The organism is Nonomuraea sp. JJY05 (assembly GCF_043496855.1).
In the GTDB taxonomy this organism is placed as follows: domain Bacteria; phylum Actinomycetota; class Actinomycetes; order Streptosporangiales; family Streptosporangiaceae; genus Nonomuraea.
Genome location: NZ_JBIEIS010000052.1, coordinates 12,771 through 37,960, shown reverse-complemented (window position 1 = coordinate 37,960; position 25,190 = coordinate 12,771). Strand labels below are relative to the sequence as shown.

23 protein-coding genes are annotated in these 25,190 nt (G+C 71.6%); 9 read left to right on the top strand and 14 right to left on the bottom strand.

What is annotated here, in order from left to right; genetic code table 11:
• Positions 1–53 precede the first annotated feature (53 nt).
• Positions 54–494, bottom strand: coding sequence for a Cpe/LpqF family protein (locus tag ACFKCF_RS51170; RefSeq protein ID WP_394503302.1), 441 nt, complete (start codon positions 492–494; stop codon positions 54–56).
• Between the two features lie 38 nt (positions 495–532).
• Entirely contained in the window at positions 533–1,858 is a 1,326-nt protein-coding gene (locus ACFKCF_RS51165) for a serine aminopeptidase domain-containing protein (RefSeq protein WP_394503300.1), read from the bottom strand.
• A 59-nt stretch (positions 1,859–1,917) separates the two neighbouring features.
• On the opposite strand from ACFKCF_RS51165, the gene ACFKCF_RS51160 reads away from it, so the two are divergent.
• Positions 1,918–2,472, top strand: a complete 555-nt coding sequence (locus ACFKCF_RS51160; RefSeq protein ID WP_394503299.1) for a helix-turn-helix domain-containing protein — start codon at positions 1,918–1,920, stop codon at positions 2,470–2,472.
• Positions 2,473–3,300: 828 nt separating this feature from the next.
• Here the strand turns inward: ACFKCF_RS51160 and ACFKCF_RS51155 are convergent.
• The 5 genes from ACFKCF_RS51155 to ACFKCF_RS51135 all read right to left on the bottom strand — a co-directional run bounded on the left by ACFKCF_RS51155 (position 3,301) and on the right by ACFKCF_RS51135 (position 8,403).
• Complete coding sequence (locus ACFKCF_RS51155) at positions 3,301–3,624, bottom strand: hypothetical protein (RefSeq protein ID WP_394503297.1); 324 nt, start codon at positions 3,622–3,624, stop codon at positions 3,301–3,303.
• 3 nt (positions 3,625–3,627) lie between these two features.
• Positions 3,628–4,797, bottom strand: a complete 1,170-nt coding sequence (locus ACFKCF_RS51150) for a sensor histidine kinase (RefSeq protein WP_394503295.1) — start codon at positions 4,795–4,797, stop codon at positions 3,628–3,630.
• Positions 4,798–5,014: 217 nt separating this feature from the next.
• Entirely contained in the window at positions 5,015–5,698 is a 684-nt protein-coding gene (locus ACFKCF_RS51145) for a response regulator (RefSeq protein WP_394503293.1), read from the bottom strand.
• The gene (locus tag ACFKCF_RS51140; RefSeq protein WP_394503291.1) at positions 5,695–6,963 is read right to left on the bottom strand and encodes a sensor histidine kinase; all 1,269 of its coding nucleotides are present in this window, start codon (positions 6,961–6,963) and stop codon (positions 5,695–5,697) included. The genes ACFKCF_RS51145 and ACFKCF_RS51140 overlap by 4 nt, the downstream gene beginning before the upstream one ends.
• A gap of 651 nt (positions 6,964–7,614) precedes the next feature.
• On the bottom strand, positions 7,615–8,403 hold the full coding sequence (locus ACFKCF_RS51135; RefSeq protein WP_394503289.1) for an SDR family NAD(P)-dependent oxidoreductase: 789 nt from the start codon (positions 8,401–8,403) through the stop codon (positions 7,615–7,617).
• A gap of 72 nt (positions 8,404–8,475) precedes the next feature.
• On the opposite strand from ACFKCF_RS51135, the gene ACFKCF_RS51130 reads away from it, so the two are divergent.
• The gene (locus ACFKCF_RS51130; protein WP_394503288.1) at positions 8,476–8,931 is read left to right on the top strand and encodes a MarR family winged helix-turn-helix transcriptional regulator; all 456 of its coding nucleotides are present in this window, start codon (positions 8,476–8,478) and stop codon (positions 8,929–8,931) included.
• A gap of 175 nt (positions 8,932–9,106) precedes the next feature.
• A complete protein-coding gene (locus ACFKCF_RS51125) occupies positions 9,107–9,274 on the top strand; it encodes a hypothetical protein (RefSeq protein ID WP_394503286.1) in 168 nt (55 codons plus the stop codon).
• Here ACFKCF_RS51125 and ACFKCF_RS51120 read toward each other — a convergent pair.
• The gene (locus tag ACFKCF_RS51120) at positions 9,271–10,092 is read right to left on the bottom strand and encodes a helix-turn-helix transcriptional regulator (RefSeq protein ID WP_394503284.1); all 822 of its coding nucleotides are present in this window, start codon (positions 10,090–10,092) and stop codon (positions 9,271–9,273) included. The two genes, ACFKCF_RS51125 and ACFKCF_RS51120, sit on opposite strands and share 4 nt — an antisense overlap.
• Before the next feature lie 100 nt (positions 10,093–10,192).
• Here ACFKCF_RS51120 and ACFKCF_RS51115 point away from each other — a divergent pair, with 100 nt between their 5' ends.
• Positions 10,193–11,170, top strand: a complete 978-nt coding sequence (locus ACFKCF_RS51115) for an NmrA/HSCARG family protein (protein WP_394503282.1) — start codon at positions 10,193–10,195, stop codon at positions 11,168–11,170.
• A gap of 16 nt (positions 11,171–11,186) precedes the next feature.
• Here the strand turns inward: ACFKCF_RS51115 and ACFKCF_RS51110 are convergent, their stop codons facing one another.
• Complete coding sequence (locus ACFKCF_RS51110) at positions 11,187–11,501, bottom strand: SCO4225 family membrane protein (RefSeq protein ID WP_394503280.1); 315 nt, start codon at positions 11,499–11,501, stop codon at positions 11,187–11,189.
• A gap of 362 nt (positions 11,502–11,863) precedes the next feature.
• Positions 11,864–12,298 (bottom strand): ester cyclase, encoded by a 435-nt coding sequence (locus ACFKCF_RS51105; RefSeq protein WP_394503278.1) that lies wholly within the window; start codon positions 12,296–12,298, stop codon positions 11,864–11,866.
• 466 nt (positions 12,299–12,764) lie between these two features.
• Here ACFKCF_RS51105 and ACFKCF_RS51100 point away from each other — a divergent pair, with 466 nt between their 5' ends.
• From ACFKCF_RS51100 to ACFKCF_RS51090, 3 genes are all read left to right on the top strand, one after another.
• Positions 12,765–13,172 (top strand): hypothetical protein, encoded by a 408-nt coding sequence (locus ACFKCF_RS51100; protein ID WP_394503277.1) that lies wholly within the window; start codon positions 12,765–12,767, stop codon positions 13,170–13,172.
• Positions 13,165–14,766 carry a multicopper oxidase family protein gene (locus tag ACFKCF_RS51095; RefSeq protein ID WP_394503275.1) on the top strand — a complete coding sequence of 534 codons (1,602 nt, stop codon included), beginning with the start codon at positions 13,165–13,167 and terminating at the stop codon, positions 14,764–14,766. Before ACFKCF_RS51100 ends, ACFKCF_RS51095 begins: the two co-directional genes overlap by 8 nt.
• Before the next feature lie 369 nt (positions 14,767–15,135).
• Positions 15,136–16,143: a DNA-binding protein gene (locus tag ACFKCF_RS51090; RefSeq protein ID WP_394503274.1), complete on the top strand. Its 1,008-nt coding sequence runs from the start codon at positions 15,136–15,138 to the stop codon at positions 16,141–16,143.
• Positions 16,144–16,406: 263 nt separating this feature from the next.
• Here the strand turns inward: ACFKCF_RS51090 and ACFKCF_RS51085 are convergent, their stop codons facing one another.
• From ACFKCF_RS51085 to ACFKCF_RS51075, 3 genes are all read right to left on the bottom strand, one after another.
• The gene (locus ACFKCF_RS51085; protein WP_394503272.1) at positions 16,407–17,525 is read right to left on the bottom strand and encodes a phosphotransferase; all 1,119 of its coding nucleotides are present in this window, start codon (positions 17,523–17,525) and stop codon (positions 16,407–16,409) included.
• Between the two features lie 13 nt (positions 17,526–17,538).
• Positions 17,539–20,055, bottom strand: a complete 2,517-nt coding sequence (locus ACFKCF_RS51080; protein ID WP_394503271.1) for a DUF6493 family protein — start codon at positions 20,053–20,055, stop codon at positions 17,539–17,541.
• Between the two features lie 375 nt (positions 20,056–20,430).
• Positions 20,431–21,885, bottom strand: coding sequence for an MFS transporter (locus tag ACFKCF_RS51075; protein WP_394503269.1), 1,455 nt, complete (start codon positions 21,883–21,885; stop codon positions 20,431–20,433).
• Positions 21,886–22,016: 131 nt separating this feature from the next.
• Here ACFKCF_RS51075 and ACFKCF_RS51070 point away from each other — a divergent pair, with 131 nt between their 5' ends.
• Complete coding sequence (locus ACFKCF_RS51070; RefSeq protein ID WP_394503267.1) at positions 22,017–22,982, top strand: Lrp/AsnC family transcriptional regulator; 966 nt, start codon at positions 22,017–22,019, stop codon at positions 22,980–22,982.
• Here ACFKCF_RS51070 and ACFKCF_RS51065 read toward each other — a convergent pair.
• Complete coding sequence (locus ACFKCF_RS51065) at positions 22,948–23,934, bottom strand: helix-turn-helix transcriptional regulator (protein WP_394503265.1); 987 nt, start codon at positions 23,932–23,934, stop codon at positions 22,948–22,950. The genes ACFKCF_RS51070 and ACFKCF_RS51065 overlap by 35 nt on opposite strands.
• Before the next feature lie 88 nt (positions 23,935–24,022).
• On the opposite strand from ACFKCF_RS51065, the gene ACFKCF_RS51060 reads away from it, so the two are divergent.
• Positions 24,023–25,156, top strand: a complete 1,134-nt coding sequence (locus tag ACFKCF_RS51060; protein WP_394503264.1) for an epoxide hydrolase family protein — start codon at positions 24,023–24,025, stop codon at positions 25,154–25,156.
• The last annotated feature ends 34 nt before the right edge of the window (positions 25,157–25,190 follow it).

Below are 25,190 nucleotides of genomic sequence, written 5' to 3'. Positions count from 1 at the left end.
CGGCCTTCGCCGGGTCCTTCAACCGGTCGAACTTGCCTGCTCAGACCCGACTGTCAACGAATGTGACAGCAACCCCGGTTCGCCGTACCGCTCCTACTTGCACGCCAGGATACGCGTGCTCCCGGCTCGGCCAGCCGTGCGTCGATCTCGGTCCACGAGGTCGGCTCGGGTTCGTCTGGGGTCAGGCGCAGGTTGTCCACGCGCCCCGCCGCCTCCACGTGCACCGTGATGCGGTAGCCGGTGGTGTGGGCGTGCACGGCTGCCTGGACCTGGTCCGGTTGCGTCGTGAGGGTTTCGCGGAGGGTGAGCGGACCCACTGCGGCCAGTGCGGCGTTGAATCCGTCCGGTCCGCCGCTAGCCTCCAGCAGGGCCGGGACCAGGTGCTGACGGATCTCGCCATCCGGCAGCGGACCCCTTGAGGAGGCGTCCAGCAGCCAGTCCAGCTGTTGTTCCGCGGTGGTGGAGGAGGTGCTCGCGGCGGTTTCGTCGATCACTGCCGTGCCTTTCCTGCGAGAGGTGTCGGGTCGGGCGGTCAGCGTTTGAAGCTGGAGACGAGCCGGGCGATCGCCGACGGGCGCGGTGCCAGCCAGTCGGCGATGTCGGTGACCACGGCCGCGTCCACGTGCTGGGGCTTGTCGTAGTCCACAGGCGTGGACGGGCCTGAGCCGGGGAAGAACAGGTGGTCGTCGGCGTCGTAGACGCGGATGGTGACGTCCGTACGGTGGGCGAGGCCTGCCTGCCAGCCCGCGAGGTCGTCGGCGACGGTCACCTGGTAGTCGCGGCCGCCCTGCAGGATGAGCATCGGCTTGTCCAGCGCGGCCGCGGTCGCGACCGGGTCGTAGCCGCGCAGGTCGAGCCAGTACGCCCCGGAGTAGCCGAACGGCAGTTCCGCGGCAGGTGTCTCAGCCGACAGTTGAGGGCTGTCGACACGTGCGGCCTGCCGGGTGATCGCCTCGACCGTGGCCTGCGCGCCAGGATCAAGTGAGGCGAGATGGCGGACGACGCGGACTGCGGCCTGGTGCATGGGCTGGGTGTCACCGGCCAGGAGCACCAGTCCGGCCACCGACGGCTCGGCGGCGGCGACTCGCGGGGCGACCTTGCCGCCCATGCTGTGGCCCGCGACGAACACGCGCGCGGCGTCGACGGCAGGCTGGCGCTGAAGCAGGCGGATGGCCGCGACGGCGTGCGGGACGTACTCATCGCTCATCGTGAAGTCCGCGATTGCCGCCACCTGGGCGGCGTGGGTGTGGGTCACCTTGTCAAAGCGCAGCACTGCCACGTTGCGGCTGGCCAGCCCCCAGGCCAGGTCCTTGAGGGGCTTGTTGGGGCCGCTGGTGGCGTCCCGGTCGAACGGCCCGCCGCCGCTGAGCAGCACCACTGCGGGCCACGGCCCGTGCCCGCGCGGCAAGCTCAACGTGCCGGGTACGGCCAGCGCGCCGGAGCCCACGGTGACCTCATGCTCGTCGAACCTCTTGCGGCGGGCGTACGACGGCGGCGTCCACGGTTCGGTGAGCGCAGGTGCGAGTCGCAGGTCCTGCAGCAGGCCGGTCTCGTCGACCGCCATGACCACCGTCAGTCCGCCACGTTCATACGTCACCGGGACGCTCACCTTGACCAGCCCGGCCTTCCCCGTTGTGGCCACCCAGCTCTCGGGGGCCGGCTCGCTGATCGGCGCCCCGACCGCGGAGATCCCCCCGATCCTGGAGAGCTGACTCTCCCACCCGACTTGCAGCGTCTCAGCGGAGGCCACCGCTCGCAGCGGCGGGGCGAACAATGTCTCAATGTCCGCAAAGCGTCCACTCCGCGCCATCTCGACGACCGCCATGGCGATCGCCGCCGGATCCGTTTCCATGCTCATTCCCGCCTCATCCTTTCTACTACTTTGCGAACGTTAGCACAGCATGAGACTGTTGCATCGTGAACACCTTGGAGCTGCTGGCGCATCCGGTGCGGCTGCGGATCGTGCACGCGATGCGCGGAGAGCGGGAACTCACCACCGGCCAACTGTGCGCCCGGATTCCCGACACCTCGAAGGCCATGGTCTATCGGCACGTCGACCTGCTCGCGGCCGGCGGGGTCCTGGAAGTGTCGGGCGAAAGGCGGGTGCGCGGCGCGGTGGAGCGCCGCTACCGGCTACGCCACGACCGAGCCGTCCTCGACGCCGATGCACTCGCGGCCATGACGCCCGACGACCACCGGCGCGCCTTCGCCACGTCAATGGCCGTCCTGGTCACTGAATTCAACGCCTACCTCGACCGCGAGGGTGCCGACCCGGTGGCTGACCTCATCGGCTACCGGCAGCACGCCGTCTGGCTCACCCGCGGCGAGCTGGAAGAGATGATCAGCGAGTTCCGTCGCGTGATCCTGCCCCTGCTGACCAACCAGCCAACGCCGGACCGCACACAGCACCTGCTCAGCCCGATCTTTTTCCCGGTCGAACAGCCACCCACTCCGAATCCGAATCGGCCCTAGATCATCCTGACCCATGTACGTGACAAGGGACTGTTGTCACGTACATGAGCGATCACGTCGGCGCGGCGACCAGGAGAACTCCCCGCCGCCGCAATGCGCGACTCCGGCACGTTTTCCGGTACATCACTACCGACGCCGCTCGGCGGCCGGCATGAGCACGGCACCGAGGGCCGCCGCCCTGCGCCGCGGACACGTCACGCTCGCCGCGGCCGCCGACGCCTTCCTGGCCACCCCGCGCACGGCCAACCCCAACCCCCACCGCGCTTACGCCTCAGCCATCGACCGCGTCATCGCGTCACTGGGCCGCGACCGGCCGCTGGCCGAAGTCGCCGACGCCGAGATCGGCACCGCGCTCACCGAGCTGTTGGGACAGCGGCACCGCGCACCTGCTGCCCCGGCTGCTCCGCCTCCCCGACGGCAGCACCCGCGTCCCGCTGGACAAGTACGCCGGGCTCGATCTGCATCAGCTGCGCCACTCGGCTGCCACCCACGTCGGCGAGGCCGAGGTGCCGCTGCAGCTCATCATGGGCAAAACCCGCTACAACCACCCCCGCACCGCCATGCGCTACGTCAAACCGGCGCCGAACCCATCGCCAAGGCCACCGAGGTCCTGGCACCCTGCCGCCGTACCCACCGCTCAAGCTCAGCCCGCCCGCCCTCGGCCAGATGTAGCGGCTCGACCTTTGGTCCTGGACGCCCCGTAGCCGACAACACTGGATGAATTACTGACCAGTGGGATCCACCGTTCACGGAGCAGGATCAGGCCGCCGTGGAATGGTCGGCCGTGCTAAGCGCGACCGACATCAGCGGCGCGCCCCAGCTCGCGGGTTACCCGTACTGCGCCTGATCGGTTACGGCGGCCGCAACCTGAAACCGCTGGGCAGCATGCCGATCACCATGATCCATTCGCGCCTGGTCTTCCTCGCCGAACAGCAGAGCGGCGGCCAGCGTGAGCGAGGACGCGCCGTGGCGCAGGTCGTGCAGGCGGACGGGCGGCAGGCCTGCCAAATGGGCCAGCCAGGCGAGTGCCAACACCATCAAACTCCACAACGACACCACCCCGGGCCCGGACATCGACCGCATCTTCCTTGACTGAGGGAACGTGATCGGCACGGCGGCATCGACCAGCAGCGCGTGGATCGTCGCCGCCACGACTTACACCCATGGCAGGGTTACCTCGACCCTGAACCCGCCCTCTGGCAGCGGTTCCCCGTGCGCCGTGCCGCCGAGTGCCTCGGCGCGCTCGTGGATGCCGATCAGGCCGTGCCCGCCCACGCCGTCCCACCCGCGCTCCGCGCCCCCGATGCCGTCGTCGGTGACCTGGATGTGCAGCCCCTCGGCCGTATAACGCAGCAACACCTCGGCATCGGCGTCCTTCCCGGCGTGCTTGAGCGTGTTGGTCAACGCCTCTTGCACGATCCTGTACGCGGCCAGGCCCACGTCAGGCGACACCTGACGAGTTGGACCCTCGACGCGTAACCGTACATCGATGGGCAACCACTCGGTCATCTCCTGGATCGTCTCGATCCCGGGTTGCGGCAGCGTCGGGCCCTCCCGCAGCACGCCGAGGAGCAGCCGCAACTCGGCCAGTGCGGTACGGCCCACGTGCCCGATCCCCTCGACGGCAGCGCTCGCCCCGGCTTTGTCGTCGTTCAGCAGCGCGACGCCCGCGCTCGACGACTGGATCACCATGGCGCTCACGTTGTGCGCCACGATGTCGTGGAGTTCGCGCGCGATGCGGATGCGTTCCTCGGCCAGCGCGGCCTGGGCCTTGCTCTCTTCGGCGCGGGCCGCGCTGCGCGCCACCGCCTCGGCCTCCGACCGCCGCAGCCTGCCCAGCCCCCATGCCGCCGCGCAGGTCACGAACGACACCGCGAACAGGTCGTCCGGAGGCTCCGGGAACACCGGCCCCGCCCACATCCGCGCCACCGTCACGACCGTCGGCAGCAGCGTGCCCGCGAGGAAGACGACCGGCCAGCGCGAGGACGTCCACCGGCCGGCGGTGTAGAGCACGAGCATGAGCGCGGTCGGCGTGCTCAACTCCGACCACGAGGCGTTCCACTCCGCCCAGATGTCCCACCGGCCACCGACGAACCACAGCATCCACACCAGCGCAAGCACCTGCGCCGGATACCTGCGCCGCAGAGCGAGGCTCGCATAGGCCAGCAGGTCGCCCCAGAACGTCACGGGCAGGCTGCCGGGACTGGCGATGGTGTTGTCGCTGTAGGGCACCTCCACCAGGAGGAACGTACAGGCTGCCACAGCCAGCAGCGCATCGGCGAGCTGAGGATGCTCGCTCCACCAGTCCAGGGCTCGCCGCATCATGATCGAACGCTACGGGCGGTACGTCACGCGCGCCAGCGTCCTACGCCCATTGCATGTCAGCCGGCCGGTGGGCGCGCGCAAGGGCACTGCTCGCTCACGGGCGGCAACCGCAGCGGAGCGGGAGCACGGCAGACCGTCCTGCCGAACGGGTTCCGTGAGTAGCCGACTCTGGGGGTAGCTGCCCTGTGACTCGCACCGTACGCGCGACACCCCACCGTCAGGTGTGCGAGGAGCTTTCCCGGCCAGGGGTGATGAGGCCGGATTCGTACGCCAGCGCCACGACCTGGGCGCGGCTGGTGAGGTTGAGTTTCGACATGGTGCGGTTGAGGTGGGTCTTGACGGTGGCTTCGCTGACGCGGAGCCGGGTGGCGATCTCGGCGTTGGACAGTGCCCGCCCCACCAGTTTGAGCACCTCGACCTCGCGGGCGGTGAGGAGTTGCAGCGCGGGCGAGAGCAGGGCGGGGGATGGGTCCGTCTGATTGGTGTAGGCCTCGATCAGGCGCCGGGTGACGCTGGGTGCGAAGAGCATGTCACCCGATGCGACAGTGTGGATGGCGGCGATGAGTCGTTCCGGCCGGGTGTCCTTGAGGAGGAACCCCGAGGCACCGATGCGGAGGGCGTCGTAGACGTACTTGTCCAGGTCGAAGGTGGTCAGAATGAGCACCCGGGGCCGATGGTCGCTCTGCGTGGACAGGATGCGCTCGGTCGCCGTCACGCCGTTCATGCCCGGCATTCTGATGTCCATGAGAATGACATCGGGTCGGGTGGACGCCGCCTGGTCGATGGCCTCCTCGCCGGTCGCAGCCTCGCCGACGACGTCGAGGTCGGGGGCCGCGCGGAGCAGCGCCGCCAGGCCTGCGCGGACGAGGATCTGATCATCGACGACAAGTACCTTGATCATGTGTTCGGCTTACCGTGTGACTGAGGAGGTTGGTCGTCCGGGTGCGAGAACGACAGGGGCAGGGTGACCACGACCTCGTATCCGCCTGACGGCTTCGATCCGGCTGCGACCGTTCCCTTGTAGAGCTTGACGCGTTCGCGCATGACGATCAAGCCGTGGCCGTTCTCCTGCGGGGTGGCGGCCGCCCCACGCCCGTCATCGGTGACGCGTAGCTCCAGCTCGGCGCCGTAATGGAGCGAAACCCACGCCGTGGCCGGGCCCGCGTGTTTCAGCACATTGGTGAGGCATTCTTGAACGACGCGGTACGCGCACAGGTCGATGCCGGGCGCCAGCGGGCGCACCTGGCCGATGATCGACACCTCGACCGGCAGACCCGCCGAACGCAGCCGTTCCACAAGTTGGTCGAGCCGTTGCAGGCCGGGTGCGGGGTCATAGCCGTCCGCGTCGTCCGCGTCGTCCGTGTCGTCGTCCGTGTCGTCGTCCGTGTCGATGCGCAGGACGGACAGCAGACGTCTCATCTCCCCCATGGCCTCGCTACCGGTGTCGGCGATGGTGGCGAGCGCGCCACGCGCGGTGGCGGGATCGGAGCCGAGAACGTAGCGGGCGAGCCCTGCCTGGATCACGATGACCGACATGTGGTGGGCGACCAGGTCATGCAGCTCACGGGCGATGCGCACCCGTTCCTCGCCAACGGCGCGCCGCGCCTTGTCCTCCTGTTCATGGCGCAGCCGTTCGCTCAGGTCGGCGAGCCGCCTGTTGCGCTCGATCAGCATCCGGGTGCTGTTGCCGAACGTCCACGCGACGGCCACCATGATGCTCGCCTGCGCGAGGTTCGGCCAGGTGAACTCGTCCGGGCCGAGGAACGCCGCGTGCCACAAGGAGACGACCGGGAGCAGGACGCACGGGACGGACACGGCAGGCGATCGCCGGCCGGCCACGGTGTAGAGCGCCAGAAGCGGTGCCACCCCGTTAAGCCTGACATCGTAACCGGCCGCGTGGAAGACGATCGCGGCGGCGCAGGAGATCATCAGCACGGTGACCGGGGCACGCCGGCGCCAGGCCAGCGCGAGGTTGGCCACAAGAGTCAACGCCACGCCGGCAATCTCCAGCGAGCGCCGCGCATGGCCCGGATCGACCGAGCCGTTGGACGAGACGAAGCCGAACGTCAGGGTGACGCCGGCGACCACGACGCCGAACAGCAGATCGGCGAGGAAGGGGTTCATCATGGCGAGTCGTCTGAGGGACGACAGCACCTTTGCGCGCATCAGCGCATGGTAGCCGCGACCGGCCGCGTTACTCATCACTCGTGCGGCTGACCGCCGCTACAACCTGGGCGGTATACACGCGGCACGTACCGCAGCCGGTTGACCCTCGAGCGGAGCCGATACGCCGGAGGTTTCGGTGGTCTTCATACGGTGGGTTGACGCTCAGATTCCGGATCTTTCCTATAACTGGTGTCGGCCGAAATCACCGGCGCTGCTGGGGCCGCGCCCAAGGACGGCACCGTCCTTGGGCGCGCCGGCGATCGCAGGAATCAAGGGGGGACAGTATGCGATACACGAGCACAACCTTCGGAACGGTCGTGACCGCGATCAGCGTCCTGGCCCTTCTCTGCGGCACGGCCGCGGCGGCCGCTGGTCCGCCGCGGGAGGATCGTCTCCCCGGATGCCCGGCTCCGAGGACCCAACCTGGATGACGGCTACGGCGTCATGGGGGGAGATCCAACCTCAAGAGGGGTCCGTACGCGGGCGGCAGGTGCGGCACGGTGACCACGGTCGGCGGACGCGGTGTTCTGCAGGGGGGTGTGGTTCTGTCAGCCTGCGGTACGGCTCATATCGGCGCCATCCAGGGATGGCTTGGAGACGGCGGCACACCCGTGCGGCGCCCTTCGCGCCGATGCGCCGGCTGCGGTCGCTCTACGCTCGCGGGCCGGTGTAGCGGGCCGCGAGGGTGGGCTGATTACCGCCGGTCAACAGCGTGGTCTCGGCGGCGAGCAAGGCATCGAGGGCAGCGGCCTGATCCTCCAGGCCAGGGACGCAGACGGTCTCGCCGAGGCGAAGCCCGGTCAGGCTGGCCGAAACCACGTCCTCAGGCGACATGGCCCAGGGGATGGCGCGGCCGGCGCCGCTGTTCCACTCCGTGGCCACCACACCGGGGCACAGTACCTGGACACGAACCGGGGTGCCGGCGAGCTCGCAGGCCAGCGTCCGGGTGAAGCCCAAGGTGGCGGCCTTCGCGGCGACGTACAGAGTGCGCCGGGGCGGCGGCTCCATGCTGCCCGCGCTGAAGGCGAGCAGCGAGGCGACGGTGACGATCGTGCCTTCGCCTGCCGCGAGCATGGCGGGAAGCGCGGCGCGGACCAGCCGGACGGGGGCGACGGCGTTGAGGGTGAGCAGGCGGTCGATGTCGGCCGCGTCGACATCGGTGAGCGGGGTGTAGCCGCTGGCGCCGGCGTTGCTGACCAGCATGCGGACGTCGCCGGCGGCCAGCCGTTCGGTGACGGAGGTGATGCCGTCGTGGGTGGCGAGGTCGGCGGGCAGTACCTCGACGGCGGCGCCGCCGTCGCGCAGTTCCTGCGTCAGGTCCTCCAGCCAGTCGGCGCGGCGGGCCACCAGGACGAGGTCGTGGTCGGTTGCCAGCAGGCGGGCGTAGGTGGCGCCGATCCCGGAGGAGGCGCCGGTGATCAGAGTGAGAGGTCGTGACATGTCACTCAGCAGGCAACAAGCGCTGATTTTGTGTCAAACGCTTGATAGATGTGAAGTGTCGTTGCTTCACGGGTGAGCCAAAACGATGCAGACCCGGTCAGGATCGACGCTCTGGACCGGGTGACCTGGGCACTGCGCCGCACGGAGCTGGCCGTACAGGCACTGAAGGAGCAGCGGCTACGGTCGCTGGACATGGCGGTGGCGCACTACGCGCCCCTGATCTCGGTGCACGCCGAACCGGGGCTGACCGGCGCCGAGCTGGCCCGCCGCCTCAACGTGACCCCGCAGGCGGTGGCGTCACTGGTGGCCCGGCTGGAAGGCCGCGGCCAACTCGAGCGCCGCGAACACCCACGCCACCGGCACGTACAAGAGCTGCATCTCACCGATGCCGGGCGCGAGGCTCTGCGCGCTGCCGACGTGGTGATCGACGGGGTCGAGCAGCAGATCACCGATGACCTCGGTCCGGACGCAAGCGTGCAGCTGCGGGCGCTGCTCGACCGGGTGGCCAAGACCGTTCGCGACGGCTGACGCCGCAGCTCGTGCTGGTGCAGGCCGGGTATGGGTTTCCGTGACATCCGCCGCAGCCCCGACCTGTTTACGTGAGCAGCAGAAACGACGGTTCGGGTCGTGGGTTGCGGCGGGTGATGGGACGACTTGCGAGCTTTGGTCAGCCGGTGGTGGATGCCGGTACTGCGGCAGTGTCGTGTTCGCGCAGCATGCGCAGAACGCGGCCTCCCCCGCCGGTCTTCAGGGCCGTGCCCACGGGCCGGCGGCGACCGCGGTGGCCATTCCCGACGTCCTGTTCTGGGGCGCGCCGGCCGCGGCCGTCCTGGTGGCGCCGATGGCCCTGCTGCCGTCGCCCCGCGGCTAGGAGCTCAGCGAGTCGAGCAGCCGCAGGCGCTCGGCGGTGTCCGTCCCGGGTGCCGCGCCGAGGAACATGATCCGCTGGCCGGGGTCGTCCGGTACGCGCATGGTCTCCTCGTTGAGCTCCAGCGGCCCGACAAGGGGGTGGTGCACCCGCCGTACCGCGTAGGTGCACTCGGCGACCCGCTGGGCGCCCCAGACGCGGGTGAAGTCGGGGCTCTTGATGCTCAGCTCGCCGATCAGCTCGGCCAGCAGGGGATCGTCCGGCATGTCGCCGGTGGCCATGCGCAGGTAGGCGGCGACCTCGTCCGCGTGCGTCTCCCAGTCGGGATACAGGTCGCGCATGGCCGGGTCGAGGAACATCATCTTCGCCAGGTTCACCCGCTGGCCGGGGTTCAGGCCGTACAGCGCGTAGCCGAGCCGGTTGCCGCCGAGCAGGTCGAAGTATCTGCCGAGGATGATCGCCGCCTGGTCGGCGACCCCCTCCACCAGTGCCAGCACCGACGGGCGGAGCTGCTCGGGGCCGTAGGGGCGGCGCGCCACCTGCACCTGTTCGGGGCGGGCGAGCCGTACCAGATGCATGCGCTCGTCGGCGGTCAGCTGGAAGGCGTTGCCCAGCGCCTCCAGCACCGAATCCGACATCTGATGGCTCTCGCCCTGCTCCAGGCGCGTGTAGTAGTTGACGCTGATCCCGGCCAGCTGCGCCACCTCGTCGCGGCGCAGGCCCGGCACCCGGCGCGGCGTGCCGTAGGTCGGCACGCCGCTTGCCTCGGGCGTCAGTGCGGCACGGCGGGCGCGGAGGAACTCCCCCAGTTGCTCTCCCATGCCCCCATTGTCGCCACATCCGCCGGCCGCTCCCATCCCCTGCCATGGATACCCAGGACAGGGGCAGGCGCCCGCGCGGGAACGCCGCCAAGGTGGAGACATGACCGACAAGAAGATCATCGCTGTGGTCGGGGCCACCGGAGCGCAGGGCGGCGGCCTGGTCCGCGCCGTCCTCGCCGACCCCGACGGGCCGTTCACCGTCCGCGCCCTCACCCGCGACACCGACTCCCCGCAGGCCCGCGCCCTGGCCGAGCAGGGCGCCGAGATCGTGTACGCCGACCTCGACGACGAGGACAGCGTGCATCACGCCTTCGCCGGGGCCTGGGGCGCGTACGTCGTGACCAACTTCTGGGCCCGGCGCACCCCCGAACAGGAGGCCGCGCGCGACGCCGCCCGCATGGAGATCGACCAGGCGCGCGCGGCCGCCCGCGCCGCCAAGGCCGCCGCGCTCCGGCACGTCGTGTGGTCCACGCTCGAGGACACCCGGCCGCACTTCGCCCACCTGGGCCGCCAGGTGCCGAAGCTGCTCGGGGAGTACGCGGTGCCGCACTTCGACGCCAAGGCCGAGGCCAACGCGGCCTTCACGGGTCTGGGCGTGCCGACCACGTTCCTGCAGACCACCTTCTACTACGAGGCCTTCCTCCAGGGACAGGGCCCGCACCGTGACGCCGGCGGCCGCCTCGTGCTGACCCTGCCCATGGTGGGCAACCCGCTGTCCATGATCGCCGTCGAGGACATCGGCCGCACCGCGCTGGGCGTCTTCCGGCGGGGCCCGGAGTTCGTCGGCCGCACCGTGAGCATCGCCGGGGAGCACGCGGGTGGCAAGGAGCTCGCGGAGAAGTTCACCACGCTGCTCGGCGAGCCGGTGACCTACGCGCCGCTGACCTACGACCAGATGCGGGCCGCCGGCTTCCCGGGCGCCGTCGAGATCGGCAACATGTTCGAGTTCTACTCCGAGGCGTCCGCCTACTTCACCGGCGTACGCGATCTCGGCCTGGTACGCGAGCTCAACCCCCGGCTGCGCTCTCTCGACGACTGGCTGAACGAGCACCGCGACCAGATCGCGGCCACGATCTGACAGCCGGGGCGCGCGCTCACGCTCCGTCTCCGGGGACCGGACGCCCCCGGAAGATCCGCCAGATCAGCCACGCCTGCAGCAGACCGGCGCCGGACAGGACCACGGTGAGCAGCACCGGGTTCGCGATATGGGGCGGCACCAGGTCCTCCCATCCCCACCAGATCAGCCATCCGAGGGGGAAGGTGACGCCGATGAGCGCGACGCCGGTCAGCAGGATCGGATCCCGCACCGTCAGCAGGATCACCAGCGAGATCACGCCGAGAACCAGCACGAGAGCGGCGTAGACGACGGCGAGCACAGCCGCGACCTTGCCGTTCCGGTAACGGCGCATCCGACCACGTCCTTCACGGGAGACGACGGCGTCCACCTACGATCCTTCCACGGACGCCCGGCCGCATACCCTCCTCGACGCTTCATATCGCGCCCGGCCAGGACCCAGGGCAGGCCAGTGCGTACGACGTGGCGTGACCGGATGCCGGGCGCCCCGATGACCTGCGCGGGTATTCCGCGCCGTAGCGTCTGCCGCCCGATCGCCTCCGCGATGATCCACACGTGGCCGGTCCGGGTCAGCGGCTCCGGTCCTCATGACGCACCTTCTCGCCCACGTCGCGCAGCCGGCGGACGACGTGGGCGCCGGCGTTTCCGCTGCCACCGGCCAGGACGGCATCCTTTCTATCGGTGGCCGACGAGGCACTACGCCTGGATGTGGCCGAGTTGCTGCAGCTGCGAGTAGACGTCGACGACTCCCCAGAGGTCGGTGATCTGGCCGTCGGCGAAGCGGGCGATGAATATCTCGTTGTAGGTGACGGATTTGCCGGTCGGGAGCATGCCCCGGTATTCGCCGGTGTTGGTCCCGGTGACCGTCTGCCGAGCGACGATCTTGTCTCCCTCGGCGAGCAGGTCCTCGACCGTCACGTGAATGTCGGGGAACGCCCGCAGGAGGACCTCCCATATGCGCTTTTGCGCCTGCACCGCGGTCACGCCGGCCCGCTCCGCCGGGTGGAACCGCCCGTCCGCGTGAATGAACTCGTCTATCGCCTTCGCGATGACCTCCAGATCGCCGCTGTTGATGGCCTCGTGGAAGCGGTGGTACGTCTCCTTGTTGCGGGCTTCCTGAGCTGTTGACATGTCGCCTCTCCTTTGGGTGAAACCGGCGCCTCTGTAGTTACCGACCGGACAGCCCCCCGGATTGTGAGGCCGGCACGTGGGCGGTGATCCGCTCTTCGAGGCAGCGGTGGATCGGCGGCAGGTCCAAGGTCGCCAGCTGCATCCATCTCCACCCGCGCCCTGCGGGAGAGCTACGTGGGCGAATGGATTCCCGAGCCGCCGGAGTCCGGCCCGGCGGCGGCGAGCGGATCGCGCACATGTGGGCCGTACGAGGTTGAGTCGCGTCAGCGAGCTGGATGGTACGGCTCACTCGGCGCAGGCTGGGCGACGCGCAGCTCGCCGGCCGTGCGACTGAGATGTTCCAGCCGCTCCATCATGCCTCCCAAAACATAACAGCATAGCGATATTGATCTTAGACAAGATAACCCATGAGCCATAGTGTCGAGGCCGTTCGCGAAAGCGAGAACAGAGTGAGGAGGGACATCGCATGCTCACCATGGCCGCGCGACAGACGACACCGACGGGGTGGACACTACGGGCCGTCGTCAGCGCGCACACGGCGGCGATCGTCGGCCAGCCGGTGTTCGCCGGGGTGTATCTGACCGGCGACTTCGACAGCCTGCGCTGGCACGCGATCGGCGCCGACGTGGTCACCTCCATCGGCTACCTGCAGGTGATCGCGGCGATCGTGGTGTGGGTCCGGCTGCGTCAGGTCTGGCCGGTCGTGGCCACGACGGCGGTGGTGGCGGCCGAGACGGTGCAGTACTTCGCCGGGCTGGACGGCGCGCTGTGGTTGCACATCCCGTTGGGCGTGATGACCGTCGCCGCGCTCGTCGTGCTGTTCATCGCCGTGTGGCGCCGGCCCTTGCCGCGGCGGGAGGTCCACCATGCGTGAGCACGATGCGCGGGGCCTGACCCGGCGGGGGATTCTGGGCATCGGCGGAGCGCTCGGGCTGATGGCGGCCACCGGGCTGTCGACCTCGGCCACGCTGGCCCGACGGCCGCCGATCACCGGTGCCGAGTTGCCCAGCGCCGTACCGCTGCCGCCCCCGTTCCGGGTGCCGCTGCCGATTCCCGCCGCGCTGAAGCCGATCAGCACCTCCGGCGGCGTCGACCGTTACGAGATCACCCAGCGCGAGGCGAGCGCGGAGATCCTGCCCGATGTCAGGACACCGCTGTGGACGTACAACGGGACCTTCCCGGGACCGACGATCGAGTCGCGCCGCGGCCGGCCGGTCACCGTGTCACACCGCAACGAGCTGCCCGTCCCGACGGTCGTGCACCTGCACGGCGGCCGGACCCCGGCGGCCTCCGACGGATACCCGACCGACCTCGTCCTGCCCGAGGGCTGGCAGGAGCACTCCATGCACATGGGGCACGGTGCCGAGCATGGCATGCACGACCCGAGGGCCGTGGTGAGCCAGCTGACGAGGGACTACACCTTCCCGCTGGACCAGCGGCCCACGCTGCTGTGGTACCACGACCACCGGATGGACTTCACCGCCCCCGCGGTCTGGCGCGGCCTGGCCGGGCTGCACATCATCCGCGACGACGCCGAGGACGCCCTCGGCCTGCCCGCCGGCCCGCGCGAACTGCCCCTCATGATCGCCGACCGGGCGTTCGCCGCCGACGGCAGCCTCGCCTACCCCGCCCTCGATCCCACCCTGCGCGTACGGCCCGGCGTCCGCGAGCCGTACCTCGCCGGGGTCCTCGGCGACGTCATCCTGGTCAACGGCGCGCCGTGGCCCGTGCACGAGGCCGACGCCGCCCGCTACCGGCTGCGCATCCTCAACGCCTCCAACGCCCGCCACTACGAGCTCGAAGCGGTCACCGACGACGGACGCCGCCTCGACCTCGTCCAGATCGGCGCCGACCAGGGACTCCTCGCCGCCCCCGTCACCCACAAGCTGCTCCCGATCGCACCCGCCGAACGCTACGACGTGGTCGTCGACTTCTCCGGCGTTCCGACCGGCAGCCTCGTCCGGTTGATCAACCGGCTCGGCTCCGGCCGTACGCGCGACGTGATGGCCTTCCGCGTCGCCCGCAAGGCCGCCGACGACAGCCGCGTCCCCCGCACGCTGTCCACCGACCTGCCGGATTGGCGGCGTTCGGACGCCGTCAGGGTGCGCGACTTCTCCTTCCGCGCCGGGCAGCTGCACGCGGGCCACGGCTGGCTCATCGGCGGCCTGCCGTTCGACCCCGCCCGCACCGATGTCACCGCCCGGCTCGGCGACGTCGAGGTCTGGCGGCTCGTCGCCGACGTCCACCATCCCGTCCACCTGCACCTGGTCGGCTTCCACGTACTTTCGCGCAGCGGCAGAGCGCCACTGGCCCACGACGCGGGGCTCAAGGACACCATCTCGCTACGACCGGGCGAAGCCGTGGAGATCATCACCCGGTTCGACGGCTACCGCGGCCGTTACCTCTTCCACTGCCACAACGCCGAACACGAGGACATGGGCATGATGGCCAACCTCGAGATCATCTAGAAGCATCACCCACGGGCACCGGCATCATCGTCATCGTCGAAGCGACCACCTCCGCCGGGCTTTGGGAGGCAGCCGCAGCGCCGGCCGAGCCTTCAACCACACCCGCAACGCCGGAGATGCCCGGTCACCCCGTCCGCCCAGCGATCACAGCACCCAGCGAACCGCAGCACCCAGCGACCGTGGCGTCTCGCGGGCACGGCCTCCCGCGGGCTGGCCCTGAGAGGGCGCATCGCCTCCATACTCCACCCGCCGTAGCCGCACCCCCCGATACCCCCCGGGGAGTATCGGGGGGTGACGTCGCCGGGACGACGACACCGCCACACCCAGGCCGCGATGCTCGACATCTCACCGGAAGAAAGGCATCGCCCCATGTCATCGACCCTGGTACGGCACATCACCCCCGTCCTCCCGCACCGCGCCCGCGGCCTGGTGGCCGAGGTCTACGCGCAGGTGAACGCGGAGTTCAGCAGCATCGGCCCGGCCGTGATGATGGTCTCGCCCTCCCCCGAGCTCATGGCCGCGGGCTGGTCGCTCATGCGCGAGAGCCAGCTGGCCGGCGACGTCCCGGCGCTGGAGAAGGCCGTCGTGGCGCTGGGCGCGGCGCAGGCCAATGACCTCGACTACGACATCCAGGCGTTCCTGTCGGTGCTGCGCCTGCTGGGACAGGCTCGGCTGGCCGACACCATCGAACGCGGCGACCCGCCCGCCGACGCCAGGCTCGCCGCCCTGCTGGACTGGGCCGCCTCCACCGGGGTGGCCGGCCGGGAGCCGCTGCGGCGCCCGTTCCCCGCCGGGCCCCAAGCCGCCGAATTCCTCGGTACGGTCCTGTTCACCCACTTCGTCAACCGGGTCGCGGCCGCCATGCTGCCCGCCGGGCTGAGCCCCGGCACCCTCGACCCCGACGACGAACCGCCCTTCGAGGACGCCCCCGTCCTGCGCTCGCTCGACCAAAACCTGCGCCCCGGCGCCACACTCCCCCTCCTGGACGGCCTGCCCACCGCGCCACCCCCGTCGTGGGCTGCCGGCCGGCCGATCGGCACCGCGTACGCCGCCCTGACCGCCACCGCCGCCCAGGGCGCCGGCCTGCTCACCCCTGAGGCCGCGGACGTGACCGCTGAGGTGATCGCCGAGCACCGGGGCCGCCGGCTGCCGATCGGCGACTGGCTCGACCGGTCACTGGCCGGCCTGACACCGGACGAACGCACAGGGGCGCGGGTCACGATCCTCGCCGGCCTGGCGCCCCACGCCATCACCGACGAGCACGTCACCGCCTGGCGCGCCACCGACCGCCGCTTCAGCGACCACTGCACCGTCTTCCTGCTCGCCTACGGCGCCATGACCGCCGTCACCCACATCGAAGCCGACATCACCGCCTGACCCACCTCCGCCTGTACTGCGGCATCAGGGACGGCCGCCGCTTCCCCCGGACTGCCACACCACGGCCTACGCCACCAGGACGGCCCGCGCCACGGGCGCGGTCAGCACGGGTGGTCACAGCGGGCGGTCAGCACGGGCGCGGCGGCCTGGTGCATCCACGGGCGGGCAGTCCGGCCCCGTGTGCGCACGGCTGCTCACCCACCCCGAGCGGAGCATGCCCACGAGATCGCACCCCGCCCGCCAACACCGCCAGCCGTAACCCCTCACCGGCCGCGCGCCACGAACGCCGGTAAGGCCGCCACGTCCACATCCGCGTCCGGCCACCGACGCCGCAGCGCCTCGCCCACCCGCCACCCCCACCCCGCCAGCCCAGGCAGCACACCGAACGACTCCGCCACCCGCGCCGCCGCCTCCACCGTCGCCACCAGCTGCACGCGGCTGTCATCCCCCGCCGCCCGCCCATCCACCTGGGACAACCGCTGCAACCGCAACAACACGTACGAGAAACACGCCGCCGCCAGCCCGAACCCGAACCGCCGATCGTCCTGCGCCTGCGGCACCCCCACCGCCAGCGCCCGCCGATACGCCGCCCCCATCCCCCAGTCCACCGACAGCCACGCGGGGCCCGGAACGTACAGGCAGACCGCGTCGTGCAGCGCATGCGTGAACCCGGCGAACTCGAAATCGATCACCCGCGCGTCCGGCGCCCCCGAGGCTCGCATGAGAACGTTGTTCGCCTCCGGATCCCCGTTGCTCAGCGCCAGGAACGGCCCCGGATCCCCCAGCTCCTCCAGCACCACCGCCAACTCCCGCTCGGCACCGCCCGCCACCTCCACCCCCAAAGCCGCGACCTGCAGACGACCCTCCTCCCGGAATCCGGCGAACCTGCCCGCACAATCCGCCACCCGATCGACCGCCCCCAGAGCCGCCCTGCGCGCGTAGTAGGCCTCCGCCCGGCCGGCGGTCACGGCGTTCAGCTCACCACGCACCCGGGCGAACGCCGCCAGCCGCTCCCCGTGCGCCGCCGCCCCGTCCGCACGCAGCAGGCCGTCCAACGCCACCCGCGGCGCCAGATCCTCCAGCACCACCAGCCCCGCCCCCAGCTCCGCGGCCACCACCCGCGGAGCCAGCCGCACGCCGAGATCGTCGGACAGGAACCGTAAGGCGGCCACCTCGCTCCGCAGCCGCCACGACTCCGAACGGTCGGGACCGGGCGCATGGGGCCGCATCCACTTCACGATCGCCGAGCCGGGCGGACCGGCCAGCTCCGCCCGCGCGACCGCCCAGGGCTCCAGCCGCCGCCACGCGGTGACGGTGGCGGGCGACAGCAGCTTCTCGACTTTGCTGAGGAGGTCTTTCTCTGTGGGATCGAGAATGATCATCGGCCCGGCGCCTTTACAAAGTAGATTTCGAAGGAAGGGCGACCAGGTGCTGCAGCCGCCGCGCCTCCTGGACCAGCCTGCTCGACCCCTTGCGGGCCGCCACCGCCGCCACCTCCGGCAGCTCGGCCCGTACGCCGGCGATCCTGGCCGCCCGAGCCCCGGCCGCCAGCAGGTCGGCCACCCCCGCGCGGGGCCGTTCGCCCTCCTGGGGCAGCACCCCGGGCAGCAGCCGCACGACCACCTCCCACACCGCCTCGTGCGCCCCGGCCTGCGTGGCGTCGTCGAGCACCGACACCACCCGGTTGAGCTTGAGGAACCCTTCGGCGACCAGCTTCGTGAGCGTCTGCGCCAGCACCTGTGCCGGCACCCGGCCTCGGGCGGCCAGCGTCAGGAGGGCGTCGGTGGCGGCGGCCCGGTCGGCGGCGTTCGTGTGGCCCATGCCGCAGGCGAGTGCGTGCGCCACCGCGCTGCCGAGCGGCCCGTCGGCATGGGCCAGGCCGACCAGTGCCTGCGTCTGCGAATCGCTGGAGTCGATGCCGATCGACAACATCCAGACCATGTGCGCGGCCACGATCTCCGGGTGCGACGGCATGGCGAGCGGCCACCACTCGAGCGTGTACGCGTAGCCCGTCCCCGGCCGGTAGAGCGGGCGGAGCTCCTCGGGAAGATCGTCAGGCATGTGCAGCACGGAGCGCAGGACGGGCCAGTTCGACAGGTAATAGCCGTTGCGCTCGCTGCGCAGGTGGACCGTCACGCGCGGATCGGGGATGCCGTCGCGCATCCGGGCGGCGCACGCGCGGCCCGCCTCGGAGGTCAGCCGCTGCGCCCGCCGCACGCACGCGTCGGGGATGTCGCGGGGCAGCCGCAGCAGTGCCTGGACGAGGTCGCCGGGCAGCGCCCGCGCCCCGGCGGCCTCCAGCAGCTCGAGGCGGTCGAGCAGCACCCCGGGATCGATGTGACCGCTGCCCGCCGTGGGCGTGGCCAGCAGGACCGGGTAGCTCGCGCCCTCCTCGAACGAGCGCGCGAGCTCGTCGGCGCGGCCGAAGTAGAGCTGCTTGAACCCGCCCAGGGTCGGCGGCTGCCTGAGGGCGATCTTGGGCAGCGAATCGCCGGCCTCGGGCGAGGCGAACGCCAGGAAGGCCCGGCGCACGACATGGACGGCGTCCTCGCTGTTGTGGCCGAAGAAGAGCGGATCGAGCGGCTCCAACCGGGGACGCAACGCTTCGCGCAGCGCGTCGGGCGCCCGCTGCGACCACTCGACCAATCCGGCCAGGAGGCGTTCGAACGTGTGCGCGTCCACCTCGCGGGCGCTCACCGCCTGTACGAGCTGGTCCGGCGAGGAGTACGGCGACGGCGACGCCGGCCCCTGCCCCACCGCCGGCAGCGGCGTGACGGTCACCTCCTCGGCGGCGATGCCGCCCCCGTAAGCCGCAGAGACCCGCTCCAGCAACTCCTCGGGCAGCCCGGCCGCCGCCTGCCGCACCGCCTCCCGGCCGGCCGCCCCTGCCTGCGGGGCCAGCTTGACGGCCAGCCGCACGGCGCGCTCCTGCAACGCCAGCGTGTCCTGCGCGAAGATCAGGGACATGGCGGCCAGCACGACGTCCGCGCGCCGGGCGTCACGCAGCGCGGCGTCGCCCGCCCACGACAGGGCCGCGCGCAGCAGCTTCTTCTCCGGCCGGAACGCCAGCGCCTCGACCGCCTCGGCGAACAGCTCCTCCTCCAGCCGCCCCGCCTCCTCCAGCCGCCGCAGCTGGGCCAGCGCCAGATCGGCCACCGCCACCGGCCCGGCGGGCAGCAGCCGGGTGTAGTCCCTGGCCCGCTCGGCGGACTCGTCGATGTCGAGGTCGAGCCGATCGTGCAGGACGACCAGGGCGCCCAGCGCCGTCGGCCCGTCACGCAGCAGCCGCCCCACGATGCCGTCGATGACCCGCTTGCGCTCCAGCCGGTCGTCCTCGACGAGCCGGGCGATCGTCCCCACCTGCTCGGGGAGGGCCTCGCCCAGGCCGTCGATGTCGAAGAGCCGCGGCGCGAACGCGGTGAACAGCGGATCGGTGGCCGCCGTCCCCGGGTGGAGCGCGCGTAACCAGCCCACCATGAACGCGTCGCCGTCCGGCGGCTCGATCCCGGTCTCGCGTACGAGCGCCGCGGCCACCTCCCAGTGGCGCATGTCGTTGAGGCGCAGGCGGGCGGCGATGCGGCGGGCCACGTCCGCCCGCCACTCGGCCGGCCGCTGCCGCAGCAGCAGGATGACGCGCTCGTCGTCGCCGCGCTCGGTCCACTGGAACTCGCGTCTGAACAGCCACGCCGTGACGGCCGCCGCACCGCCCAGGCACGCCACGCCCGCCAGCCGCAGCGGCCTGAGCTGGTGCCGCCAGGACCACCAATCCTCCGGCCGCTGCGCCGCCAGGTGGCGCGGCAGCTGCGCCGCCACCGCCTTGCGATCATCGGCGTCCAGCTCGAGGAGCAGGCGGAAGACGCCGGCCACGTCGCCGCCCTCGGCCAGCTTGACCAGGCGCTCCCACGTGCTCATCCGGCCACCTCCGATGCGGGCCGGGAAGAACCGGCGCGCGAACACACCTCCGCTGCGTCAACCATGACGGTGACCCTAGCGATCACCCACGACAATCTCGGGGCCCGCGCGGCGACCAGCCCCGAGACACGTGGACACGCCCGGCGAACGCTCATCGCCGGGCGGGCGACGTCCCGCGTCCGGCACGGCGGCAACGGCCTGGGGGCACGGCACCGCCGGCGATGCCGCCAACCGCACGGTCGATGCGCACGGCACCCATGTCCCCAACGGCCCGGTCGATGGGCACGGCCGGGAACGGCGCCGCCGCCGAGGCCGTCCACCGCGGCCCCCGGCGGCCGAGGGCGCCGCACCGTCGGCGACCCTCGCGGCACAGACCTACCGGGATCGGGACGGCTCACCTGCGGCCGCGCGCTCCCGTTCCGGCGTGGGGGCGGGACCCACGGGGCCTCTCATGAACGCCGCGGCGACGGCCGTGGCGGCGAGCAGCACCAGGCCGAGCCCGAACGCGAGCGCCGCCGCGGCGTTCGCGTCCGAGCCGCCGGCCAGGCCGTGCAGGAAGACGCTGCCGAGCAGGGCCACCCCGAGCGTGCCGCCGAACTGCTGGACCGCGTTGAGCAGCCCGGCCGCCGACCCGACCTGATGGGGGCGAAGGCGCGCCAGGGCGGCGGTGAAGAACGGGACGGTGACCAGGCCGTTCCCGGCCCCGCACACCGCCAGCGCCACCAGCAGCGCCCACGGGTGGGCGCCCGCGTAGGCGGCCAGGGCGCCGAGCACCCCGGCGAACAGCACGGCGAGCCCGGCGAACATGACCCGTGACAGGCGGCGGGGCGTCAGCCGCGCGCCCACGATCCCGGATGAGATCGCCAGCCCGCAGGACCACGGGAGCAGGGTCAGCCCGGCGGTCAGGACGTCGCGGCCCAGGCCGAGCTGCACCTGCAGCACGATGACCAGCATCAGCCCGTTGGTGACCGCGAAGAGCAGCGTCGAGGTGGCCAGCGCGGCCGGGAAGACGCGGTCGCCGAACAGGCTCGGCTCGATCAGGGGCGTACGCCCGCTCCGGGCCCGGCGGCGCTGGTGCAGCCCGAAGGCCACCAGGACGAGGACCCCGGCGACGAGCATGGCCGCGCCCCACCCGGGCGGGACGGCGTCGCCGCCCTCGATGAGCGGGTAGACGACCAGCCCGGCGCCCAGCACCGCCAGGGCGGTCCCGGGCAGGTCCGGCCGGGGCGGCCGCGCGGCCCTGTCCTCGCGGAGCATGGGCCCGGTGGCGAGCACGGCGACGGCGAGGGGCACGTTGACCAGGAACGCCGCCCGCCACGAGGAGCCGAACAGGTCGGCGTGGGTGAGCACGGCCCCCAGCATGGGCCCGCAGATCACGGACAGGCCCATGACGGGACCGATGGTGCTCATCGCCTTGGCCAGTTCGGCGCCGGCGAACATGGAGCGGATCAACCCGATCGTCTGCGGGATGATCAAGGCGGCGGCCGTGCCCTGGAGTGCCCGCGCGCCGATCAGCACTCCCGCGCCGGGCGCCAGCGCGCAGCACAACGACGCCAGCGTGAATCCCGCGATCCCGATCAGGAACACGCGCTTGCGGCCGAGCATGTCCCCCAACCGGCCACCCAAGATCAGGAACGCCGCGAACGGCAGCGTGTAGGCCGAGCTGAACCACTGGATGGCGGACTCCGAGCCGCCGAGTCCGGCGCGGATCACCGGCGCCGCGACCTGCACGATCGTCGAGTCCAGCACGTTCATCGCCTCAGCGGTCAGCAGCGCGCCCAGCACGACCCATCGCCACCGGTAGGCCGTCGGATCCTCCCGAACCGGCATGTCTCAGTCCCCCTCAGTCGTACGGATGACTTCCGCGACCAAGGCTGCGGCCACCGGCGCCGGGGATTCCGCAATGCCCGCGATGTTCGGGAGATTTTTCCACGCTGCAACGTCTCGTGCATGATTTGCTCATGCTCGACGATCTGGACCGCGGTTTGATCCATGCCCTGCACATCGACGGGCGGGCGCCGTTCAGCGGCATCGCCCGGGCGCTCGGCGTGTCCACCCAGACCGTGGCCCGCCGCTACCAGCGGCTGCGCGCGAACGCCTCCCTGCGCGTCGTCGGGCTCCCCGACCCGAACCGGGTGGGGCGCAGCCAGTGGGTGGTCCGCCTCACCACCAGCCCGGCCGCGACCCGTACCCTCGCCCAGGCCCTGGCCAGGCGGCCCGACACGTCATGGATCAAGCTGCTGTCGGGCGGCACCGAGATCTTCGCCATGGTCCACGTCCCGCACGGCGTGGACGACCCGCTCTCGATGCTGCTGCACGACCTGCCGAGGAAGGCGGGGATCACCTCGGTCTCCGCGCAGTACCTGCTCCACCCCTACCGGGGCGGGCCCACCGCGTGGCAGGGCATCGCGCGGACCCTCGACGAGGGGCAGCGACAGCAGCTCAGGCCGGTCCACGCCGCGCCGTCGGGCCGGCCGTCGCTGGACCGCACCGACCAGGCGCTGCTCGACGCCCTGCGCCACGACGGCCGCGCCGGCTACGCCGCGCTCGCCAGGAGCACCGGCTGGTCCGAGGCCACGGTGGCGCGGCGCCTGGCCGACCTACGCGCCCACGGCACGATCTTCTTCGACATCGAGATCGACCCCGTCCCTCTCGGCGTCGCGACCCAGGCCGTGCTGTGGATGGCGATCGCCCCGGCGTACCTCGACCAGGTGGCCACCGCGCTGGCGGGCCACGACGAACTCGCCGCCGTCGCCCACACCACCGGCCCCACCAACCTGCTGGCCCACGCGCTGTGCTCCGGCACCGATCACCTGCACCGCTACATCACCCACCGGCTGGGGGCGTTGCCCGAGATCCGCACCATCGAGACCGCCCCGGTCCTGCAGACCGTCAAGCACGCCGGACCGTTCCGGCCCGGCGCCTGAAGCCGGCGGCGCGGACGGCGCGGGCGCCCGCCGCCCGCAGGTACTCCAGCAGTTCGGGCGGCTCGTGCACCTCGAACTCGCAGCCGAGCATGAGCAGCCGCGCGGCCAGCCACTCCAGGGTGTCGGCGTGCCCGTGCAGCTCGCAGCTGTGCTCGTCGACGGGCCGGACGTCGCCCGGAGCGGCCCCGAGCCGCTGGATCACCTCCTCGGCCGGCAGGCGCAGGGTCGTCCGCACCTCGTAGGTGGGGACGAGCGAGTACATCTTGCGGGTGACGAAGGCGGCCGCGTCCGGCTCGGGCGGCTCGCGGAGCGCCACCCGGACGCCGGTCGGCCGCGGGGCGCTGAGCCGGTCGACGCGGAAGATCCGCCAGTCGTCGCGGTCGTTGTCGTACGCGAGCAGGTACCAGCGGCGCCCGCCGGCGACCAGGCGGTAGGGCTCGACCAGCCGGCCGGTCCGGCTCCCGTCGTTCGCCTGGTAGTCGAAGCGCAGGCGTTCGCGGTTGGCGGCCGCCCAGGCGAGCACGGCCAGGTTCTGCGGGTCGACGTTCGGCCCGTTCGCCGCCGCCATCGACACCGTGGCGGCCCCGAGCGCGCCGACCCGCTGCCGCAGCCGCGACGGCAGCACCTGCTCCAGCTTGGCCAGAGCGCGTACGGAGGCCTCCTCCATGCCGTCCACCGGCCCGGCCGCCATACGCAGGCCCACCGCGATGGCCACCGCCTCCTCGTCGTCCAGCAGCAGCGGCGGCATGGCCTTGCCGGCGACGAGGCGGTAGCCGCCCATCGCGCCCATCGTCGCCTGCACCGGGTAGCCGAGCTCGCGCAGGCGGTCGATGTCGCGGCGGACCGTACGGGGGCTGACCTCCAGCCGCTCGGCCAGCTCGCTGCCGGGCCATTCACGCGAGGTCTGCAGCAACGACAGCAACGCGAGCAGCCGTGCGGGGGTGTCGCTCATGACGTCAAGTATGCGCGCCATATAGGACATGGATCGACCTAGATGGCTCCTACCGTCGTCCCGTCATCGCGACCGCAGGAGGACCATCATGGGCGCCGAGATCCGCCCCTTCCGTATCGACATCCCCCAGGCCGACCTGGACGACCTGAACGACCGGCTGGCCCGTACCCGGTGGTCCCGGCGGCTGCCGGGCGAGGGCTGGAGCCGCGGCGTCCCCGCCGGCCACCTCGAGGAGCTGGCCCGCTACTGGCGGGACGGCTACGACTGGCGCCGGCACGAGGCGCGGCTGAACGAGTTCCCGCAGTTCATGACCGAGATCGACGGCCAGGACATCCACTTCCTGCATGTGCGCTCCGCCGAGCCCGACGCCCTGCCGCTCATCCTCACGCACGGCTGGCCGAACTCCTTCGTGGAGTTCGCCGGCCTCGTCGAGCTTCTCACCGACCCCCGCGCGCACGGCGGCGAGCCGGCCCAGGCGTTCCACGTCGTCGTGCCGTCCCTGCCCGGGTTCGGGTTCTCCGCGCCGCCGCGCGAGACCGGCTGGGACGTCACGCGCGTGGCGCGGATCTGGGCGGAACTGATGCGCCGCCTCGGGTACGACCGCTACGGCACCCAGGGCGGCGACTACGGCGCGTACGTCGCCCCGCAGGTCGCCGTCGCCGACCCGGAGCACGTGATCGGCGTCTACGTCATCAGCGGGCTCGGCTTCCCCGGCGAGGACGACGTCCCGGAGATGACCGAGGACGAGCGGGGAGCGTACGCGCGGCTGCAGGAGCAGGACTGGATGAACGGCGTGGACCACCACAGCCTGCTGCGCGCGGCGCCGGCGACCTTCGCCTACGGCTGGCACGACTCGCCGGTCGCGGCGCTGGCCTGGATGACGCACAAGTTCAAGGAGTTCACCGTCGCGGCCAAGACGCCGGAGGAGGTGATCGACCGCGACCTCCTCCTCACGAACGTGAGCCTCTACTGGCTCACCGGGACGTTGGGCACCTCGTCCTGGCCCTACTACGACAGCACGGGCTTCGGCTGGCCGAAGGGGCAGACGGTGGCGCCGACCGGCGTCTACAGCGGGCCGCCCGGAATCCGGCGGCTCGCCGAGCGGCACAACACCATCCTGCACTGGCCGGAGGACAACACGGCCGACCACCACTTCGTCGCCATGGAGCAGCCCGGCCGCCTCGCGGCCGATCTGCGCGCGTTCTTCGCCAAGGTCCGCTGACCTTCCGGTGCGGCCGTGCCGGCGACGCGGCCGC